Below are 19,181 nucleotides of genomic sequence, written 5' to 3'. Positions count from 1 at the left end.
TCGCGGCCACGCGCACAAACTAGCCACACCCGCAAGTAGAGATCAAACCTGCCCGTCAGGGCACTGCGATCCGCCCTGGCGGCAAAGCCCAGCTCCTTGCCCTGCTCCGCAGAGATTTCGTTTCCTCCCCCGGCTAAAGCCGGGGGTATCCACGAAAGGGACTCCGATGACATCAACGGCAGTACCGGCGACGGTCGTCGTGGACGGAGCCTATGAACTCGCCGAGGGCGGCCGCTGGGTCGACGGCCGGTACGTGTACGTCGACATCCTCAGCGGTCGGCTCTTCGAACTGCGCGACGACACCGAACCGGCGGCTCCGCGCGAACTGGCCCGACTGGACGTGCCGTTGGGGGCCGTCGCGCCGGTGGGCGACCAGCCGGGCGCCTGGATCGCCGCCGCGGGCACCGGCATTGCTCTGCTCACCCCCGACGGCGCCCTGGAATGGCTGGACCGCCCCGAGGACCGCACCCCGGTCCGCAGCCGGATGAACGACGGCGTCGCCGACCCCGTCGGCCGCTTCTGGGCCGGCAGCATGGCCTACGACGGCACCCATGGCGCAGGTTCGCTGTACCGAACGGACTCCGACGGCACGGTGGTACGCGTCCTCGACGGCCTGACCATTGCCAACGGCCCGGCGTTCACCGCCGACGGCACCACCATGTACCTCGCCGACACGGCCGTCGGCACCGTCCTGCGCTGCCGGGTCGACACCGTCACGGGCGACCTCACCGGTGTCCCGGAAACCTTCGCCCAACTGCATGACGGCGAAGGCAGCCCCGACGGAATGACCGTCGACGGGGAGGGCTGCCTGTGGGTCGCGATGTGGGGCGCGGGTGCGGTCCGCCGCTACCACCCCGACGGCCGCCTGCTCCACACCGTGACCGTCCCCGCACCGCACCCCACCTCGGTGTGCCTGCACCCTCACGACAACCGCCTCTTCGTCACCACAGCCCGGTACGGGGTGAAGAGTCCGACCGCCACCTCCGGCGCTGTGCTCAGTGTCGCCGTCCCGATCAGGGGAAGCGTGGCCTGCACCTGGCGCGGACGACGCTGAAACCGACCGCCCTCGTCCCTTGAGCGTCACCATGTTTTCAGCGAATGAATCCCGGTAGCGAGTGCGGGCAGCGGTGGGCTCGGATGTCAGAGGGGTCTGGAATCCTCTGGGCATGGATATGACGTGGCAGTTGACCATCGACTGTGCAGACCCGGAAAGGTTGGTTTCCTTTTGGTCGGATGCGCTGGGGTATGTGCCGGAACCTCCGCCGGGTGGGCACTCCACATGGCGTGAGTACTGGGCGGATATGGGAGTGCCCGAGGAAGAGCTGGAGGGCGCGGGGGATACCCCGGAGTCGATCGTCGACCCGACGGGGAAGGGGCCAAGGGTGTGGTTCCAGCACGTTCCCGAGCCCAAGATCACGAAGAACCGGCTGCACTTCGACCTCAAGGTGGGTGGAGGGCGGAGTGTTCCTCTGGCTGCCCGCACGGAGCGGGTAACCGCTACGGTCGAACGGCTCACGAAGGCCGGCGCGACCGTTTCGCGGATCACGGATGAGCCAGACTCGGAGCACTACGCCGTGCTGATGCAGGACCCCGAGGGCAACGAGTTCTGCGTCGTCTAGACACCGTGTCGACCATGCCGGTACGTCGACTCCTACCGGCTCGCCCGGACGCAGTAGCGCCGCCGCCGTTGATTTTGGTCGCACACGGCCTGAGTCGAGGTGAACCACACCCATACATCCCGCCTGCGACGGCGCCGCCCCGCCGACCACGGGGGTCGTCGGGGCCGCGCCGTTGTGTCGTCGGTAGGCGTCAGCTGATGTAGCCGGCCACGTCCGCGAGCACCTGGGTGGTGCTGCTGGCGTAGAAGGCGACCTTGCCGTCGGAGCCGACCGGCACGATCACCTGGTTGGCGATCGTCTTGCCCTGCACCCAGTTCAGGTTGGAGGCCGTCGGACGGCTGCCGCCGTCGGCCCAGGCGGTGAGGTAGCCGCTGCCGGTGGTGCCGGTGACGGTGACGGTCAGCACCACGGCCTTGACGCCGGTGGACGGAATGGCGTCGCGACCAGAGATCTGCAGGGCCAGCGTCTTTCCGGCGCCCAGCGCCGTCGTCGTACGGGTGTCCAGCAGGCGCAGCGGGGTGACCGTGTGGAAGGCCGAGCCGCTGGTGGAGAAGTAGCCGGAGACGTCGGCGATCACATGGCTGGTGCCGTGGACGTAGAGGCTGACGTTGCCGTCGGAGCCGATCGGCACGACGACCAGGTTGGGGATGGTGGTCCCGGTCGCCGACCAGTTGACGTTGGAGGCGGTCGGGCGGGTGGCGCCTTCGGGGTAGGCCTCCAGGTAGCCGGAGCCGACGGTCTGGGTGGCCGTCAGATTGAGCACCACGGAGGAGGCGGCGGTCGGCACGCCCCCGTGGCCGCGGACCTTGAGGCTGACCACGGCGTTGGTGATCTTGGTGGTGGTGGAGATGCCGACCTTGGAGCGGGTGTCCAGCAGGCGGGCCGGTTTCAGTGCCGTGTACCTGGAGCCGGTGGTGTTGTTGGTGTAGTAGCCCTGGACGTCGGCGATCAGGTGGGTGGTGCTGCTGGTGTAGAGGTCCACCACGCCGTCACCGGCCACCGTGACGGTCGACGAGGCGGCGATGGTCTGGCCGGCGCCGGTCCAGTTGAGGTTGCTGGTCGACGGCTTGGCGGTGCCGTCGGCCCAGGCGATCAACGAGCCCGCGCCGGTGGTGCCGGTGACCGTGAGGTTGAGTACGACACCGGTCACGCCGCTGCTGGGGATCCCCCCGGCGCCCTCGATCTTGACGGGGGCGGTGCCGCCCGCGGCCAGGGGTTTGGTGGACGGGATGGAGCTGAGGCCCCACCCGGTGCCGTTGCGGGTGTCCAGTAGGCGCTTGGGACTGCTGAGCGGGTGGAAGGTGGAAGCACCGGTGGCCGCGGTGCCCTTGGCCGCGCACAGGGAGGTGATCAGGCCGGCCTCCTTGGGCGAGCCCAGGCCGGTGACCTCGTCGTAGCCGGCCGCCGCCGTGTAGCCGGTGGCGTATACGGAGTTGTTGCCGCTGGTGACGTCCCAGAAGTTCGTCGGGTAGCTGCTCCGCGCGGCCTTGTAGAGGGCGTTGTTGAGGAAGCCGACCCGGCCGTTCGTCTGGCAGGCCGTGCCGGCGTTGGCCTGGACGATGGCGGCGGCCCACGTCGGGGCCGCGCCGCTGGTGCCGCCGATGATGCCGGGGACGGGGCTGGAGGAGACGCTGTCGTCCTGGTAGTAGATCGGGTATCCGGTGTACGGGTCGGCCAGGGCGGAGACATCCGGAACGGCACGCTTGGCGGTGGTGGCGACACCGCCCTGGTAGACAACGGGAGCCCAGCGCGAGGAGATGCCGCCGCCGGTACCGCCGGTGTCGTTGTTCCACGCCGTCTGCGTCGCGGTGCTGCCCGAGCCGGTCATCGTGGTGCCACCGACGCCGGTGACGTAGGGCTGGCTCGCAGGGTCGTCGACGGCCTTGGCGGTGGAACCGGTGGAGAGGTAGCAGTCGCTGGAGCCGTCGTCGCCCGAGGCGGCGACCACGCTCTGGCCCTGCGCCGCGGCCTCCGCGAAGATGACGTTCTCGGCGCTCGCGGTCGCGCTGATCTCGGCGGCCTCGCACAGACCCCAGCTGGAGGAGATGACCTGCGCCTGGTCGTCGGTGACCATCCGCTGGTAGACGTCGAGCACGTTCTGGTCGGTCGCGGACTGGGCGTCCACGCCTTGGTAGTCGACGATGCTCGCGCCCGGCACCAGACCGATCAGGTCCTCGATGTCGAGCGCCGACTCCACGCCGACCGATCCGTCGGTGGCAGGCGCGCCGGCCCCTGCCGCCGTGTCGACGTACACGGTGGAGACGGGGGTGCTGGTGCCCACGCAGGACTGGTACGCGGCGATGCTGCCGGCGTCGACGTTCTCCAGCTCGAACACGGCCACGGTCTGCCCCGCGCCGGCAGTGCCGGAGCTGCTCATACCGTAGGTGCCGGCCAGCTTGCCGGGGCTGTAGTAGTCGGTGCCGTCGGTGAGGCCCGAGCTGGTGAAGTCGGTGCACAATCCCGGGCTGTAAGCGTGCGGGGCCACGGCGCGCGAGCCGCGTCCGGCGGCAGAGCTGGTCTTGCTCGCCTCACGCACGCGTGAGTGGTGGCTGGTGATCGTGTTGATGTCGCTCAGGCCGACGATCCCGGTCACCGACGCCGCTATGTCCGCGGGCAGCGCGGGGGCCGCGGTGTTCATGTAGTCGGTGGTTCCGTCCTCGAGCCGGACGTTCCGGAAGCCGGTGTCGAAGGCGTCGGACGCCTTTGCGACGGTGGTGGTGACCGGGATGGACAGGCCGTCCGGGCTGACCTTGCCGGGAGTGAGGCCGGCCGCCTTCAGCGCCTGGGATATTCGGGCGATGGTGGCCGGCGTCGGGCCGAAGACCGAGGCGAACTGTCCCTTGGCCAGGTACTGGTGGTACCGGGGGTTGCCCGGGGTGGACACCGCGGTGACGAAGTCGGCCAGCGTCTGCGGGTCACGCGGGGCGAGGTTCACGCCGATGTGCAGCGTGGTTCCCGAAGCTGTCGTGCCGGCCGCGGTCGCGCCGGCCGGGACGCGGGGGGCCGTGCCTATGCGCTTGGGCGGGTGCGATCCCGTCTCGGCCCCGTCGGTGACCGCGCCATAGGCGGCGGTGGCAGCGACGGCGACGGTGAGAGCAACAGCGGCGGTGGTTACCGCCGTGATCCCCCGAGCTCGTCCGCCGTTCTTGCCCGCCGCGTGTCTGGGACGTCCCAGCGCGGCATGGACCTTCTTGGACATGCAGAAACTCCCCTAGAAACTGACACACCGTCATATCTGCAGTTCAGGTAAGAACGGTGGTCGAAGCCCGCACTCTGGCAGCCGGCCCGCGCGCCAGCATGTGCGCACGCAGGAGCAAATCCTCCCTGACCAGATGTGTGTGTTTTTCTTATCAAGTGTTGACAGATGTTGTCTTCAGTCCCAGGGGAACCATGGAGGGATCTTTGCGACACACAGAGACGAGGGTGAGGTTCCCGAGATGCGATAGGGGGTGACCGAGAGTCAGGTGGTTCTCGTGAGCCCATCGGACCTGAGAACTCCGCACGCGTCATGCGTCCGGGCTGGTCTCAACCCGTCTGGTGCTGATGGCGGAAGACCTCCTGGAGCGCTGCTCCAAGAGGCGGCCTGAGCCAGGAATCCCCTGCCCTTCAGGGCGGGGAGGATTCAAAGTGAGCGTTCTTCACCTGAGTTTGAGCAGGTCAGACGGAGGGTGAGGTGGCACGGCCGCCGGACGCCCGCAGGGTCACGGTGGCCGCGACGCCCGCGAGGGCGCCCCAGAGCAGTGCGGCGGGCACCCCCTCACCGAGGCCGGACGCCACGTACAGCAGCCCCGAACCCATCTGCGTTCCATCCTCGCCATGCGCAGCGACTGCTCGGCCAGCAGTCCGAGGACCACCGCGCAGACCCCGCCCGCCGCCATCGCCGGGACGGACACCCGGGTGAGTAGTCCGGGCAGCCACCGCAGGGCGCACCAGACCACGGCGAGGAGCAGGACGTCCCCGAGGCGGTACAGGAGCCAGTCGCCGAGCGGTGTGCCGGCGGGACCGGACCAGGCGCCGAGCAGCAGCCACTGGCGCAGCAGGTCACCCGGCTCGGCGAGCAGCCCGCCGCCCGTGAAGGCCGTCTGCAGGGCGGCCGCGCTGGACTGGTGTGACAGGACGACCAGAGAGACCGCGACCACCGCGGTTCCGACGGTGGCGGCCAGCAGGGCGGCCCGCGCCGGAACGTCCTCGCGCGGCTGGGGTTCGGCGCCCTTCAGCGCCAGCCGCGCCACGAGCACCGTCCACGCGGCCGCGGCCAGCGCTACCGGTACCACGATCTGCCGCCCGGCCGAGGAGAGGGACGCCAGTTGCGGCAGGAACCGGTAACTGCCGTGCCCTTGGGCCGCTATGAGCCAGGGAGCGGACACCGTCACCGCCAGGGCACCCGCCACCAGGCCCCAGGCCCACAGCGCAAGCAGTGTGGCCCAGGTCCGGCTGCGTTCCGCGGGAAGTCGCCGGACCAGGAGGAGCGCCCCGGCCGCGTAGAAGACGAACACGGCGGCGAAGCGGATCTGGATCGCCGTGTGGTGCAGGCCGAGATAACGGGAAGCGTCGGTCCCGTCGAGGTACCCGCCCGCGGTCCCGCCGGAGGGTTCGTACGCCCAGGGCAGCAGCCAGCTCTGGAGACGGGCGACAGCCTCGTAGCCGAGCACGTCGCCGGCGCCGTCCAGTTGCAGCGCGTCGGCACTCGCCCCCGCCCACCACAGGAGCAGCGTCAGCATCATCCCGCCCGCCACCGCCGGTATCACCGCGCGCCGGTATTCCACGTCCTGCCCCCTGGGTGTTCGCGTGCTGTCGCCACATGTCACCGTGGCCCAGGGGACCTTACGGGGCCGCGGTCACATGCGGATCACAGCCCGCTTCGTCTTGCCCGCGCTGCGGGTTCCTTCGCCATCCCCCGGGGCCGAAGCGCGTACCGCCGTGACCGTCGCATCGGACCCGATGACGCAACGGCGTGCCCTGTCTGCCGCACCTGCCTTCAGGGACCCACGGCTTCGGCGCCGGGAGCAGCGCACCGGCTGGCTCACGGCCTCGCGATGGTCTACCTCGTGGCCTACGCGCCTCGTGGCCTACGCGGTGAGTACGCGAGCCGGCGGCTGACCGCTGACCTCGCGCACACCCGGTTCCTCGAGGGCGCGAAACCCTTGTCGAGGGAACGGGCGGGCCTTCGCCGAGCGTTTCGGAACCGGATCCAGCAGCCACGCCGCCTGATGCCGCCGTTGCTCGACGGATGCCTTGCGGGCACCGGCCTGATCACGAACGGCTGACCATTGCTCAGCCCTCCCCGTCGTAGTACCTGTCGTAGAAGGCGGAATGCTCCTCCACCGAGAAGCCCTCGAACGCACCCTCCGCCTGGAGCTCGCGCAGGCGGTCCAGCGCCGCTGCAGCAGAAGGCGAGGGATGGGCCGAGAGGTGGGCCTTCGTCGCCTCGAGTCCGTGCCCGAGCAGAAGCTCGATGTCGATCGAGCACGCCGCGTCGAAGCTGGCTTCCTTCGCATTCCAGACAAGGAGAGCGTCGTCGATGTCGCCGCTGTTGAACAGCTGAACGCAGCAGAGTTTCAGCAGCTCGGTGTCGCCTTCGCCCTGGGCGCGCCGCTCACGCTCCGTGTGTTCTCTGAGCAGTGCCCGGATCTCGTCGAGGTCCGGGCCAACAGGGCGGAGCCCGTAGCGGCGCAGACTCTCCTCGTCATCCATCGGCGGTCTCCCTTGGTCGTCCGGCCAGGACCGTGCCCTATCGTCCCGCAAGCAAGCTTCGGCCGGACGGGCGGTCCCACTGCCGATCGCCCCATGTCCACCGACCCCGGTTTGGGGTCATCGGTCACTGGTGCGGACGACGGCCCGCGGCAGCCGACCTCACCCAAGCAAGTTCAGCAGCGGTTTCCCGCCAACGGTGCGGCGCCGTCCTGCGCTTTCGCAGCCGATGCCATCACCATCTCGGTCCAGTACTCCGGTCGCAGCTGTGGATCTTGGTGGATTGCAGTCGACAAGCAGCCGAGTACGGAAAAGTAAGCGGAGTGAGGACTCACTCATTGACGGAGTGAGTCCTCACTCCGTACTCTCGCAGTCATGACAGCACCCAAGGAGAACCAGACCACCCGCCGCCGCGCCCCCGGCATGTCGCCGGAGCAGCGCCGCCAAATGATCATCCAGACCGCGATCCCGCTGATCGCCGAGTACGGCGCCGCGGTGACGACCGCGAAGATCGCCCGCGCCGCGGGCATCGGCGAGGGCACGATCTTCCGGGTCTTCGCCGACAAGGACGAGCTGCTGCAGGCCTGCGTGGCCGAGGCGCTCTCCCCCGAGCACGCGGTCCGCGAGCTCGACGCGATCGACGTGTCCCAGCCGTTGCCCGACCGGCTCGCGGAGGCGGCCGAGGCGCTGCAGGCGCACATCGCCAGAATGGGCGCCATCGCCGGCTCGCTGGGGCATCGCGGCGGCAAGCACCCCGGCACGGTGCGCGGCGCGGGCCGCCACGAGTCGACGACCCGTATCCGCGCGGCCCTCGCGGAGCTGCTGGAGCCCGACAAGGCTGCCCTGCGCCGACCGCCGGAGCAGATCGCGGCCATCTTCTTCGGGCTGCTCTTCACCCAGCCGCGTACGGAGGACGAGCCCGACCTGACCCCGCAGGAGCTGGTGGAGGTCTTCCTGCACGGGGCGCTCTCAGGGGATGCCAAGTGAGCGCGTGGAAAAGGCGCCTGGGGGTTACGGCCCTGGCCGTCCTGGCCCCCGTCCTGGTGTGGCTGCTCGCGGACCCACTGCTGGGGCACCGGCTGCGGCTCGCCGACGGCGAGCAGACGCTCGACATCGGCGCCGTGCCCGTGGCGGTCGTCGCACTGCTCGCGTCGCTCTCCGGCTGGGGACTGCTGGCCGCCCTGGAGCGGTTCGGGGTGCGGCGCGCCCGCGCCATCTGGACCGGGGTGGCCGGCGCCGTGCTGGCCGTGTCCTTCCTGCCGTTCATCGGTGACGGCATGGACGGCGGCACCCGGGTCTCCCTCGTTCTGATGCACCTGGCGGTGGCGGCGGTGCTGATCCCGGGGCTGGGCGGCAGGCCCCCCGAGGCAGGAGCCGGTGCCGCCGGGGGGTGACCGCCAGCACCGAGTACGCCGCGAGCAGCACCAGATGCACTGGTAGGCAAGGTGCCGCGCACCGCCGGGCAGCGAATTGTCCCGCCGGAGGCGGCGCGAAAGGGCCGCGCCATGACGACTGGGTCGCCATCGGCCTGCTTGCGGAGCCCGTCGCGGGCGTCTACCGGTTGCTCATCCGCCGCCGCCACCGCACCACCGGCGAACTGGCCTACTCCCGCTGCTGCAGCCCCCATCCGGTGCCGATCGGCACGCTGGTAGGCGTCGCCGGGATGCGCTGGAGGATCGAGGAGACCTTCCAGACCGGCAAAGGACTCGCCGACCTGGACGAGCACCAAGTCCGCCGCCGCACCCCCTGGCTGCGCTGGGTCACCCTGGCCATGCTCGCGCATGCCTTCCTCGCCGTCGTCCGCGCCCGCGAGCACCGCGCCCCCCGTGCCCGACGGGCTCATCGCACTCACCTGCAACGAGATCCAGCCAGGCGTCCGCCTCGGGCGGCGGAGCAGGGCACAGTCAAGGTCGACTTCGCTCGGGCCGATGACTGCGACCGCGGGCTTCTCGCCGATCCGCCGCCCGGGACCGACCCGGGGCAGATCGACGCGGCCCGGCGCGCCCTGCGCTGCGGGGCGCTCGCCGCACTGCGCGCCGCGACGCGGGACCCCCTCACGCCGGGACGCTTCCTGCGGAACGTGGCAGGGGCCTGGGAACGCACGGCGTTCCGCTTCCCGAACGATCCGGTGCGGGCCGAACGGCAGTTGTGCGGCAACTGAGTTGGCGGACAGGGCCCGGCGTCGGCGGCCGGGAACAGTGGCTATACGTTGCTTTCCGACCGCCCCCCCCCCCACGGAAGGAAAGCCCGTGCGCCCCCAACGCCTTCGCTCCGTCCTCGTCGCCGTGTGCGCCACTGCGACCGTCGCTCTCACCGGCGCCGCCCCGGCGGTCGCCGCTCCTCCCGTACGGGTGGCGACCGTCGCCCCCGGACTCACCCCGCTCACCGACCTGTTCGCCGAGCGGCTGCTGCTCGCCGACAAGGTGGCCGCCGCCAAGTACGGCACCGACAAGCCGATCGACGATCCCGCGCGCGAGCAGCAGGTCCTCGACGACGTGGCCGCGCGGGCGGCCGGGCTCGGACTGGATCCGGACGCGGTGAGCGCGGTCTTCCGGGACCAGATCGAGGCGAACAAGCTGGTGCAGCGCGGGCTGTACACCCGCTGGGACACGCATCCCGAGCAGCGGCCCAGCGAACGGCCGGACCTGGTGAAGGAGGTCAGGCCGGCGCTGGACCTCATCACCACGCAGGTACTCGCCGCGTTGCAGGAGACGGAAAGGGCGCGGGCCTCGGCTTCGTGCGAACCCAGGCTGTCCGTCGCCGCCGTGCGGTCCGCGTACGGGCATGACCTGGACCTCCTGCATCTGGCGGGACTCGGACGGGCGCTGCCGTCCGTGTGCGGCGGCTAGTCCCCGCTGTGGTGCGGGCGTAGGGGTGGGCCGGGCACCTAGTCCGCGAGGTGCCGCGCCTGGCGGATCGTCTCGGCCAGCTCCCGTACGGACTCGTCCTCGGTGGTGTCCGCCAGGTCGTCGGCGTGGGCGGCCAGTTCCTTCAGTGGCCGGGCGCCCGGCAGTGCGGCCCAGCGGTCGTCGCCCCTGCGCAGGGCATCCGCGAAGTAGGCGGCGACGGCCGTGACCTGAAGGCGGGGGCTCGCACTCCACAGGGAGTCGTCCAGGGAGCTGGACTCCAGCTGGCCGGATTCCTCGTGCGGGGTGCGGGTCTTGGGGTCCTGCCAGCGGACGGTCGCGGTGGCGAGGTGGCCGTCGGCGCCGGGCTTGGTGCGGACGGAGTAGAGGGCGGTCACGGTGTGGCCGGGGCCCACCTCGCCGCCGTCCACGCGGTCATCGCGGAAGTCGTCGTCGGCGACGCGACGGTTGTCGTAGCCGACCAGACGGAACTCGGCGACCGTCTGTGGGTCGAAGGCGACCTGGGCCTTGGCGTCGCGGGCCGTGAGGTCGATGTTCTTCGGGAGCTGCTCGCAGAAAACCGTACGTGCCTCGTCGGGGTCGGAGACGTACGTCGTGTGGCCGTCGCCCTTGTCGGCGAGGCGTTCCATCAGGGCGTCGCCGTAGTCGCTGCCGACGCCGACGCCGAACAGGGTGATGCCGTGTTCGCGGCGGGCGCCGTCGATGCGTTCGAGGATGGAGTCGGGGTCGGTGTCGCCGTCGTTGGCGAGGGCGTCGGAGACGAGGACGACCCGGTTGGTGGCGCCCTCGCGCAAACCCTTGACGGCCGTGGCGTAGCCGGTCTCGACGCCGGCGCCGAGGTTGGTGGAGAAGGTGGGCTCCAGGTTGTCGATCGCGTCGTGGATCTCACCGCGGTTGCCGTCGAGGCGGGTCATCGGCAGGACGGTCTCGGCCTTGTCGCTGAAGGTGACGATGGCGACCGAGTCGTCGTCGCGCAGCCGGTCCGTCATCACGCCCAGGGACTTCTGGGCGAGGTCGAGGCGACCCGGTTCCGCCATGGAGCCGGAGATGTCGATGACGAAGGTGAGGGCGGCGGGCGGGCGTTCGCCGCTCTGCTCGGCCGCACCCCGGGTCGCGAGGCCCACGCGGACCAGGGACCAGTCGTCCTCGTCGGTGCGGGCGCCGTCGACGGTCACCGTGAAGCCGTTGCCGTCGGGGCGGTCGTAGTCCTGACGGAAGCTGTTGACGAACTCCTCGGGGCGGATCGTTGACGGGTCGGGCCGCTGTCCGTCGGCAAGAGTGCGGCGGGCGTAGCCGTAGGAGGCGGTGTCGACGTCGAGGGCGAAGGTGGAGAGGTAGTCGGGCGAGGGGGCGACCTCGCGCGACTCGTCGTCGGGGCTGTCACCGTCCTGTTCGCCGGTGCCCCGGCTGTAGTCGGGAGCGGGAAAGCCGGTCACCCCGTCCGCGCTGCTGTGGTCACCGCTGTCACCCGCGCCGCACCCGGTGAGCAGCAGGCCGCCCGCCGTAGTGAACGCGAGCAGGGCGGCGCGCAGCCGCCGTATTCGATATCGCTCCATCTTCCATGCCCCCTTGGTCTGTTGACGCCTTGTCTGTGACTGTGACGGCGCAGGGGGACGGAACGTGCGCTACGGAGCGTTGCGGATGGATCTCGAAGAGGGCACGGAAGACGGCCACCGAGACCGGTAGGTGATCCTCCGGTGACCTACGACCCCACGTCCTTGCGGGCGAAACCCCGGAAGGCCAGCGCGAACAGCACCACGGCGTACGTTATGAAAACGGCCCTGCCCTGGATCATGCCGGACCACGCCGGACCACTCCGGACCACTCCGGATTTGGGCTGGATGGCGCCCGGACTGGCACTACCTCGGCCAAGCGCCGCTCGCCTGGTAGGGGGTGGGAGAGGAATTCCCCGATCGTGGCGACCAGTTCGCCTTCGGGGAGTTTCACCCCCGTACGGCGACGCCGGCACTTCGGCCCGGGCCGGTCCGGCGACCACGCGGGGCGCCCCGGTCACGGCGAACGAGGGTGCATGCGCGTCGGCTGTTGATGACAGCCGCGCCCACCGCGATCCGCACCGACGGATCCTGCACCGTCCACCAGTGATGCGCCGCTGATGCCCCGAACCGATGCAAGAGCAACAGGGCCACAACCGCCCAGAACAACAGACACGGCACGACGAGTGCGAAGAACTCACGCACCGAAAGCCAGCCGGACACCCGCTGCGTCAGACCTGTGACCATCAGCGTCACCACACGAAGGTATGCACTGCCAAAGCCGATGACTCGCATCGTGGCATGCGCTGCGGATAGGACGAGAACCGCCGAACAACGCGACAGCTCTCGTCGCCCTCGCGGTAGCCACACCGCCGAATGATCTGCGGAATGTGCGGATCCCCCGCAAGAGTCGGATGGGCCGACAAGGGGACCCCGAACGCCAGGACCTCCTGCAGATGCTCTCCGGCCCAGACCCCGCACACTCGTTCACCATCGGCGACGACCACGGCCACCGGCCCGTCATGCGCCTCAAGCTGCTCAAACGCCCACGTCGTCAACGCATGCACCACGACGCTCTCCGGATGTACGACGACGAGACGGTACTCCTCACCACCGCCGTTTCCGGGCGTCGACGCGACGGATGCCGTCCCACCGGGCGGCACTGCCTCCAGCACCGACTGCGCGTCATCGACGATGACACACCACGCGCCGCTGACATCGCCGTTCACCTCGTACGGCTTCCGCACAACCCCCGCGACCAGCGGCATATCCCGGAAACGACTCGGAGCTACCGTCCGCGTCTCAGTTCCCATCCACGCCTCCCCCCGATTTCTCCCGATCGAGCATCTCACCGGTAGGGCCCGACTCACAGCGGTACTCGAACTCCCGGCCCGCGCTGTCCCTCTGCAACCGGGAGCCGTGCATCCCAGCACACGCTGCGCTCCCTCGTGCAACCTCCAGCTCGTGACAGGACCTTGCTGAGGTGCCCCGGTCGGGCGTGACCGTCGTGACGATCCGACGTTCGGCGGGTTGTGACGACTCGGCCGTGGATCATGGACGATGACTTGTGGGCAGGGGTCGAACCGCTGCTGCCGCCCTGGCCGAAGCGGTCGCCGGGGCTGAGGCCAGTAGATGATCGGCCCTGTCTGCAGGGCATCCTGTATGTCCTCCTGCACCAGGACATCGCCTGGCAACTCCTCCCGCCCCACGCGTGCGTGGACGGCTCCCACGTGCGCGCGAAAATGGGGGAGCTGCGACCGGTCCGTCTGCTCCGCCAGTCCAAACGCCTCGCGGTCCGCCCGGAACGACGTGTCGAACTCCACGACCCCCTCCTCTCGTTGGCTTGCGGCCCCATCTGCTGCAGACGCCTCAAGAAGGCCGGATCATGATCGCGCTACGAGCTCATACGAAATGGTTTGAGCGAGGCCGTGCCCCGCTGCTACTTTCGTGGCGGACCGTGAAGCCGTCGTATGGAGGTGAGACCCGTGAACACAGTTACCCATGGGTGCTCCCTCAACCCGTCACGGTCCGGCGGCTGACGTTCGGTGTCGCCAGGAGCGCCTGAGATCGAGGCACTCCTGGAAGGACACTCCGATGAACACGAAGCCCTTCACATCTGGCCTGAGCGAGAACGCGGTGATGATCACGCGCGTCGCGGACAGGCAATGGCATGCACTGGATGACGACCTCGTGGTCGGCCGCGGGCATGCGCAGCACCGGCCCGACGGACGCTTGTTCGTCAGCATCGACGCCTGGCACGACTCCGTCTTCGACCGGCTCGCCAAGGCGATGCTGGCGGAACTGCCGGCCCCGCTGTACACGGTGGTCGACGAAGCCGACGTCGAGCTGACGGCCGGCTGGCGGCGGGCCGGTTTCACGATCCGGCGCCGCGAGTGGGAGTACGCCGTGCCGACCGACCCGCGGGTCACCGGGCTCGAATCCGTCCAGCCGCCTTCGGGCGTGACGATCGTGCCCGCCGGTGAGGTGGACGAGAGTCTGCTGCGGGCGGTGGACCGCGCGATCCGTGACGAAGTCGAGGCGACCGTCGGGTGGCAGTCGATGCCCGCGGAGGTAATTCCCCGCCCCGAAGGCGACACCATCGTCGACCCGTCGAAGTACGCGGTGGCCGCGGCGCCGGACCGCTACCTGGGTCTGATCCGGGTGGTGACGGTGAACCGGCCACGCATCGGGCTGCTCGCGGTCCGGGGCGGCGAGCAGCGCCGCGGCATCGCGCGGGCGTTGCTGGCCCACGCGCTGGGGACGCTGCACCGCTCCGGGTTCGCCGCGGCCTGGACTGAAGTCCATGAGTCCAACCAAGCGGCCTCGGCGCTGTGCGAGGGCATCGGCGCCCGGCCGATGAGCAGCAACCTGGAGCTGGTGCGATGACGAAGAACAAGAACGTCATCGAAGTCGAGGGCAAGGTCGTCGAGTGTCTGCGCAGCGCCATGTTCACCGTGGAGCTCGAGAACGGCCACCACGTGCTCGCGCACATCAGCGGGAAGATCCGCAAGAACTACATCAAGATCATGCTGGAAGACCGGGTGCTGGTGGAGCTCCCGCCGTACGACCTGACGCGCGGCCGGATCGTGTTCCGGTACCGGAACTAGCGGGGGGTCGGCACCTTTCGCGGTAGCTGATCCCGGGGCCCCGGTCACGGCGTTTCCGTGACCGGGGCCCCGATGATGGCTCGCACAGCCGCGGCGGCCACCGCTCCAGCCGCCAGCAGGTCCGGCCCGAACCGAACCCCAGCTTCAGGATCTCCGAACGGCAGAGCCGGTCCCTGATCATCACCAGCAACCGCGCCCAACGACTGGCATCCACGCTTCCCCAACCTGTCGTCGCCGAGTCCCTCCTGGACCGGAATGACCAACGCCAACCACCAGGTGATCACGAACGGCCCAGCCACTGGCCGAAGAGGCGACCCAAGAGCTCCACTGACAAGCCCGGCACCCCTTCGAGGCTGACTAGAGCACGGGCGGCCCCGCCTCGATGCGGCGGAGTACGGGAGGCAGGCGGTCCAGGTCGGGGCCGGTCTGGACCTGCCGCTCGTCCCACCAGGTGGCGCCGGCGTCGCGCAGCGGACCGATCACGTCCTTGGCCTTGGCCGCGTCAGGGGGCGTGGCACCGCCGAGCACGACCTCGAAGGGGTGCTCGGCCCCGGCCGCACGGTGCTTGCGCACATAGCCGACCAGATCCCTTACCTCGGCCGCATCCGGTACATGACCATGCCGGGCCGTCTCGAAGAGCGGCACCGCACCATCCCACCGCGCTGCCCGCCGCATTGGCGGGCGACGCGGCCAGAAACCGCCGATCCACACTGGCGGACCGGGCCGCTGCACAGTGGCAGGCACCAGTGTCACGTCCCGAACCTCGTGGTGCCGGCCGTGGTGGTTCACCGGCTCGCCGGACCAGAAGCGCCTCAACAGCTCCAGTCCCTCGTCCAGCCGCTCGGCAAGGAGGCGTGGCTCGGCATCGTCGCCGAAACTGCGGTACTCGTCCTCGATCGGACCGCCCAGGCCGGCGGCGAAGATCACCCGGCCGCCGCTGAGGTGGTCCAGGGTGGCCACCTGGCGGGCGAGTTGCTGCGGACGGTAACGGGGGACCGGCGTCAGCAGGGTGCCCAGCCGGATCCGGGAGGTCGCCAGCGCGGCCGCGGTCAGCAGCATCCAGGGGTCCCCGAAGGGACGCCCCTGATGTTGTCGGTGCAGAACGTGGTCCCAGACGAAAAGCCCGTCCCAGCCGGCCTGTTCGGCGGCAGCCGCCACGGTCGCGACGTTACGGGCGTCCGCGAAGTCACCGAAGTTGGGGATGTTGATGGAGAAGCGCATCCCAGCAGGATGCGCAGTTGGCCGCGAAGGGGCAATCGGAGTCCTGGCCAGGCGGCTTCACAGCACACGGCCACCTGGTGCATTACGTGACCGCAGCCCTTGGGGAAGCACGGGTTCCGTCCACACCTTCTTGACCTGACGCCGGACTCCTCCCATGCCCTGCAGTCGTTGCGGTTGCCCGCGACCGGTCGGCCGGCAGCGACGACCAGGCTGGTATTCGCGTCGATGACGACCTGGTGGTTGGTGGAGTACCGGTAATTCTTCGACGGGTTCGCGATGCCGTGGTCGCGGGGGCCGAGGTCGTCGATGATCCGCCCGGCCGTGGACTTCGAGACGCCGAAGAGCGGGGCAAGCTGCCGCAGGGGCAGGTTCGTGCGCCAGTAGGCGGCCATCAGCAGCGCGCGGTCCTGAACGGCAGGCTCCAGGGCCTGCCCGGCCTCACCGCATCAACGCCCTCACGGCGCAGTGCGGTCACCAGCTTGCGGAACAACCGGGGGCTCAACCCGGTGAACGGGGCTATCCAGGAAGGCTCCGACGCCGCAATCACACCAGCCACATGGTGATCGTCGGCTTCACATGCACCTCATCGACATGGCCGTAGAGTGATGCGCCATGCGAAGCCTGGCCGGTCTGCCGAAGGCCCATCTCCATCTGCATCTCGAGGGCGCGATGCGCCCTGCCACTCTCGCGGAACTCGCCGACGAGCATGGCGACCAACCGCCGGACCTGCGCGGCGACTTCGCGTCGTTCGAGGACTTCATGCCCTTGTACCGCGTCGCCGCGCGGCTGGTCCGCGAGGGCCCACGGGAGAACCTGCTGCGGCTGGTACGGGAGGTGGTCGAGGACGCCGCCGCTGACGGAGCGGTGTGGATCGAGCCACACGTGAACCCCCTGACCTACGAGGCCGATCCGCATGCCGCGCTCGACGTGCTGGACGCGGTGATCGACGAAGGCCGCCGATCGGCTGCCCGGCTGGGCATCGGCTTCGGCGTCGTGGTGTTCGCCCGGCGAAACGCCGATCCTTCCGAGGCCATCGAGACCGCCCGGCTCGCGGCCCGCCGGGCAGACAACGGGGTGGTCGCCTTCGGCCTGGCCGGGGATGAAGCCCGGTATCCTCCGGAGCCGTTCGCCGGGGCATTCACCATCGCCCGTGACGTCGGCCTGATCTCCGCCCCGCACGCAGGCGAACTCGCGGGCCCGGCCAGCGTACGCGCCGCCCTCGACGTCCTCGGCGCGCGGCGCATCGCCCACGGCGTACGAGCGGTGGAGGACCCTGCACTCCTCACCCGCCTGGCTGGGGAAGGCGTAGTCCTCGACGTCTGCCCCACCTCGAACGTCGCCCTCGGTGTCGTGAAGTCCCTGTCCGCCCACCCCCTCCCGCTGCTGCTGGACGCCGGCATCCGCTGCACCCTCAACGCCGACGATCCCCTCCTGTTCGGCCCCGGCTTGCTGGATGAGTACGAAACGGCCCGCTCAGCCTTCGCCCTCAGCGACCCCCAACTCGCCGCAATAGCCCGCACCTCGATCGAGTCCTCCGGCGCCCCTCCCATGATCGTGGACGAAGCCCTTACACTCATCCGCGACTGGCTGGACACCTCTGACCATGCCAAGACACCGGCAGGTCAAGAGGCACTGCGACTGCACCCCTGAGTCGCCATCGGCAACAAGCAGCTGGACCTTGCGGGACAACCTTGAGGACGAGCTGCCTGCTTGGATTTCCAGGACGGTGGTGGCCGCGCCATGGGACGTCGGACGTGGCCATCAATGACATCGACTACCTGGATCTCGACTACCAATTCGGAGTCCCTTTTACCGCGAGCATCAGTTACCCGTTCCCGGACCCGAAGAGCGGGCCCGAACGCGAGGTGAACCTGCAGGCCGCCGACAACTACCGGCACCAGGAGGAGGAAGCCGCCGACTTCCTCGGAGAAGGAGCAGGAATGCCGCCGAACCGGCACGGCCGAAGTGGCCCCGGCTGACGACGACCCAGGCTTCCGCAACATCGGCTGCCAGATTGTCTGCAGCCCCGACATCGCCGCCGAGATCGCCCAACGGCTGCGCGACGTCGTCAGCGAGATCCTCGGCGACGCCGTCTTCGACTACTGCGTCGAATGACACCCGCCAGCACGGGAAGGATCACCGCATGTGCGTCCCCACCGCCCCGCACCGCGCGTACGGTGACGATACGACCCGCAAGGAGGTGCCGATGAGCGCGCAGCCCGAGGAAGCCCCCGTCCCGCCGGCCCCGGCCGCCGCCGCCCAGCTGCTCGCGCAGCTGCGTGCCGACCGCCGAGCCGACGTGTGGGTGCCCGCGTTCGAGCAGGACTGGGCACGCGCTCTGGACGATGCCCGGCACAGCTACAGCCTCGCCCCGGTCCATGACGTCGTACGAATTTGGCAGGCCCGCCTCGCCTCCGCTCCGGCAGTCGACGCGTTCCTCGCCGGCGGCTGCGACGACTCCGACGGCATCGACCTGGACCAGGTGCTCGGGACCCGTACGTGAGCGATCAGCCGCCCTGGCCCGCACGCCTGTCGCCCCAGGCCGCAGGCACCGCAGGGGAGTTGCCCGACCACGCCCGCGAGATGCTCCGGGACGTCCTGGACATCGCCGGGCGTGACCCGTGGTCCTTCCCGTCCTTCAACGCCCGCGACCCCGAAGGCGAGGACGTCCGCTCCGCCTCGGTCGGACAGCTCACCGCCGTCTACTGGATCAACCGCCCGGCCGGACGCCTGTACGTCGTGGACATCGTCTGGCTCGGCTAGTCACCTCGCGACAACGCCCCGGCCCCGGCTTTGCAGCTGCCGGGTCGGGGTGTTTGCAGGCTAGTGCACTTGATCGGGTGATGTCGGTCAGCCGTCCATGATCAGGCCGGCTTCGGTCAGGCTGAAATCGGCTCTGGCCGCAGTTTGGTGAAGCCCCAGGTCAGCGAGGGGAACAGGGGATCTGTCCAGGCCGCTGGCCGGCGGTCGAATACGAGCGGGCCGCGTGCACAGCAGGTACCAACGCATCCTGGACGAGCGGCCGTTGGGTCCTCGCCGTGTCCTGGTTCGGCTCCGGGTACGCGCCCCTTCTGCGACCGGCAAAGCTGAGACCGCCGGACGTTCGTCGAGCAGATCGGCGGGTTGGCCGAACGGCACCGCCGCTCCAGCATCGGGCCGGCGAACTGGCTGCGGTCGATCGCG

General features: G+C 69.8%; 18 protein-coding genes and 4 pseudogenes. 14 read left to right on the top strand and 8 right to left on the bottom strand.

From position 1 onward, the window contains the following. The first annotated feature begins 166 nt into the window (after positions 1-166). Positions 167-1,054, top strand: coding sequence for an SMP-30/gluconolactonase/LRE family protein (locus tag ACFWWR_RS35955; protein ID WP_383874959.1), 888 nt, complete (start codon positions 167-169; stop codon positions 1,052-1,054). Between the two features lie 112 nt (positions 1,055-1,166). After that, entirely contained in the window at positions 1,167-1,619 is a 453-nt protein-coding gene (locus ACFWWR_RS35950; RefSeq protein ID WP_383874960.1) for a VOC family protein, read from the top strand. A 190-nt stretch (positions 1,620-1,809) separates the two neighbouring features. Here the strand turns inward: ACFWWR_RS35950 and ACFWWR_RS35945 are convergent, their stop codons facing one another. The 3 genes and pseudogenes from ACFWWR_RS35945 to ACFWWR_RS35935 form a co-directional block, all read right to left on the bottom strand. Further along, the gene (locus ACFWWR_RS35945; protein ID WP_383874962.1) at positions 1,810-4,818 is read right to left on the bottom strand and encodes a protease pro-enzyme activation domain-containing protein; all 3,009 of its coding nucleotides are present in this window, start codon (positions 4,816-4,818) and stop codon (positions 1,810-1,812) included. Between the two features lie 458 nt (positions 4,819-5,276). Beyond that, positions 5,277-6,385: pseudogene (locus ACFWWR_RS35940) on the bottom strand (hypothetical protein). A gap of 508 nt (positions 6,386-6,893) precedes the next feature. Continuing rightward, the gene (locus tag ACFWWR_RS35935; protein ID WP_384307748.1) at positions 6,894-7,313 is read right to left on the bottom strand and encodes a hypothetical protein; all 420 of its coding nucleotides are present in this window, start codon (positions 7,311-7,313) and stop codon (positions 6,894-6,896) included. A 372-nt stretch (positions 7,314-7,685) separates the two neighbouring features. Here ACFWWR_RS35935 and ACFWWR_RS35930 point away from each other — a divergent pair, with 372 nt between their 5' ends. The 4 genes and pseudogenes from ACFWWR_RS35930 (at position 7,686) to ACFWWR_RS35915 (ending at position 10,159) form a co-directional block, all read left to right on the top strand. After that, a complete protein-coding gene (locus ACFWWR_RS35930; RefSeq protein ID WP_383874968.1) occupies positions 7,686-8,297 on the top strand; it encodes a TetR/AcrR family transcriptional regulator in 612 nt (203 codons plus the stop codon). Continuing rightward, complete coding sequence (locus ACFWWR_RS35925; RefSeq protein ID WP_384307745.1) at positions 8,294-8,704, top strand: DUF6069 family protein; 411 nt, start codon at positions 8,294-8,296, stop codon at positions 8,702-8,704. The genes ACFWWR_RS35930 and ACFWWR_RS35925 overlap by 4 nt, the downstream gene beginning before the upstream one ends. Before the next feature lie 21 nt (positions 8,705-8,725). After that, positions 8,726-9,178 (top strand): annotated as a pseudogene (locus tag ACFWWR_RS35920) (IS701 family transposase); the annotation flags it as partial. A 381-nt stretch (positions 9,179-9,559) separates the two neighbouring features. Further along, on the top strand, positions 9,560-10,159 hold the full coding sequence (locus tag ACFWWR_RS35915) for a chorismate mutase (RefSeq protein WP_383874970.1): 600 nt from the start codon (positions 9,560-9,562) through the stop codon (positions 10,157-10,159). A 38-nt stretch (positions 10,160-10,197) separates the two neighbouring features. On the opposite strand, the gene ACFWWR_RS35910 is transcribed toward ACFWWR_RS35915, so the two are convergent. The 3 genes and pseudogenes from ACFWWR_RS35910 to ACFWWR_RS35900 form a co-directional block, all read right to left on the bottom strand. After that, positions 10,198-11,733, bottom strand: a complete 1,536-nt coding sequence (locus tag ACFWWR_RS35910) for a von Willebrand factor type A domain-containing protein (protein ID WP_383874972.1) — start codon at positions 11,731-11,733, stop codon at positions 10,198-10,200. 146 nt (positions 11,734-11,879) lie between these two features. Then, positions 11,880-11,999: pseudogene (locus ACFWWR_RS35905) on the bottom strand (ABC transporter permease); the annotation flags it as partial. A 423-nt stretch (positions 12,000-12,422) separates the two neighbouring features. Next, the gene (locus ACFWWR_RS35900; RefSeq protein ID WP_383874976.1) at positions 12,423-12,983 is read right to left on the bottom strand and encodes a hypothetical protein; all 561 of its coding nucleotides are present in this window, start codon (positions 12,981-12,983) and stop codon (positions 12,423-12,425) included. Positions 12,984-13,223: 240 nt separating this feature from the next. Between ACFWWR_RS35900 and ACFWWR_RS35895 the strand changes: the two genes are divergently transcribed. The 3 genes from ACFWWR_RS35895 (at position 13,224) to infA (ending at position 14,777) form a co-directional block, all read left to right on the top strand. Then, positions 13,224-13,559, top strand: coding sequence for a transposase (locus ACFWWR_RS35895; protein WP_384307742.1), 336 nt, complete (start codon positions 13,224-13,226; stop codon positions 13,557-13,559). A gap of 205 nt (positions 13,560-13,764) precedes the next feature. Beyond that, the gene (locus ACFWWR_RS35890) at positions 13,765-14,556 is read left to right on the top strand and encodes a GNAT family N-acetyltransferase (protein WP_384307739.1); all 792 of its coding nucleotides are present in this window, start codon (positions 13,765-13,767) and stop codon (positions 14,554-14,556) included. After that, a complete protein-coding gene (gene infA / locus ACFWWR_RS35885; RefSeq protein WP_383874982.1) occupies positions 14,553-14,777 on the top strand; it encodes a translation initiation factor IF-1 in 225 nt (74 codons plus the stop codon). The genes ACFWWR_RS35890 and infA overlap by 4 nt, the downstream gene beginning before the upstream one ends. A 357-nt stretch (positions 14,778-15,134) precedes the next feature. Here infA and ACFWWR_RS35880 read toward each other — a convergent pair whose 3' ends face one another. Then, positions 15,135-15,998: an LLM class flavin-dependent oxidoreductase gene (locus tag ACFWWR_RS35880; protein WP_383874984.1), complete on the bottom strand. Its 864-nt coding sequence runs from the start codon at positions 15,996-15,998 to the stop codon at positions 15,135-15,137. A gap of 131 nt (positions 15,999-16,129) precedes the next feature. Then, a pseudogene (locus ACFWWR_RS35875) lies at positions 16,130-16,554 on the bottom strand (transposase family protein); the annotation flags it as partial. Positions 16,555-16,610: 56 nt separating this feature from the next. On the opposite strand from ACFWWR_RS35875, the gene add reads away from it, so the two are divergent. From add to ACFWWR_RS35850, 5 genes are all read left to right on the top strand, one after another. Next, positions 16,611-17,648 (top strand): adenosine deaminase, encoded by a 1,038-nt coding sequence (add, locus tag ACFWWR_RS35870; protein WP_383874986.1) that lies wholly within the window; start codon positions 16,611-16,613, stop codon positions 17,646-17,648. Positions 17,649-17,752: 104 nt separating this feature from the next. Continuing rightward, the gene (locus tag ACFWWR_RS35865) at positions 17,753-17,977 is read left to right on the top strand and encodes a hypothetical protein (RefSeq protein ID WP_384307737.1); all 225 of its coding nucleotides are present in this window, start codon (positions 17,753-17,755) and stop codon (positions 17,975-17,977) included. Beyond that, positions 17,964-18,113, top strand: coding sequence for a hypothetical protein (locus tag ACFWWR_RS35860; RefSeq protein ID WP_384307734.1), 150 nt, complete (start codon positions 17,964-17,966; stop codon positions 18,111-18,113). Before ACFWWR_RS35865 ends, ACFWWR_RS35860 begins: the two co-directional genes overlap by 14 nt. 28 nt (positions 18,114-18,141) lie before the next feature. After that, on the top strand, positions 18,142-18,501 hold the full coding sequence (locus ACFWWR_RS35855; RefSeq protein WP_384307731.1) for a DUF6247 family protein: 360 nt from the start codon (positions 18,142-18,144) through the stop codon (positions 18,499-18,501). Next, a complete protein-coding gene (locus ACFWWR_RS35850; protein WP_383874994.1) occupies positions 18,498-18,761 on the top strand; it encodes a hypothetical protein in 264 nt (87 codons plus the stop codon). Before ACFWWR_RS35855 ends, ACFWWR_RS35850 begins: the two co-directional genes overlap by 4 nt. Positions 18,762-19,181: the final 420 nt, after the last annotated feature.

The sequence above is a fragment of the Streptomyces sp. NPDC058678 genome (assembly GCF_042714835.1).
Lineage (GTDB): Bacteria > Actinomycetota > Actinomycetes > Streptomycetales > Streptomycetaceae > Streptomyces.
The sequence above is the reverse complement of the archived record's forward strand: the minus strand, read 5'-3'. Positions and strand labels throughout refer to the sequence as shown.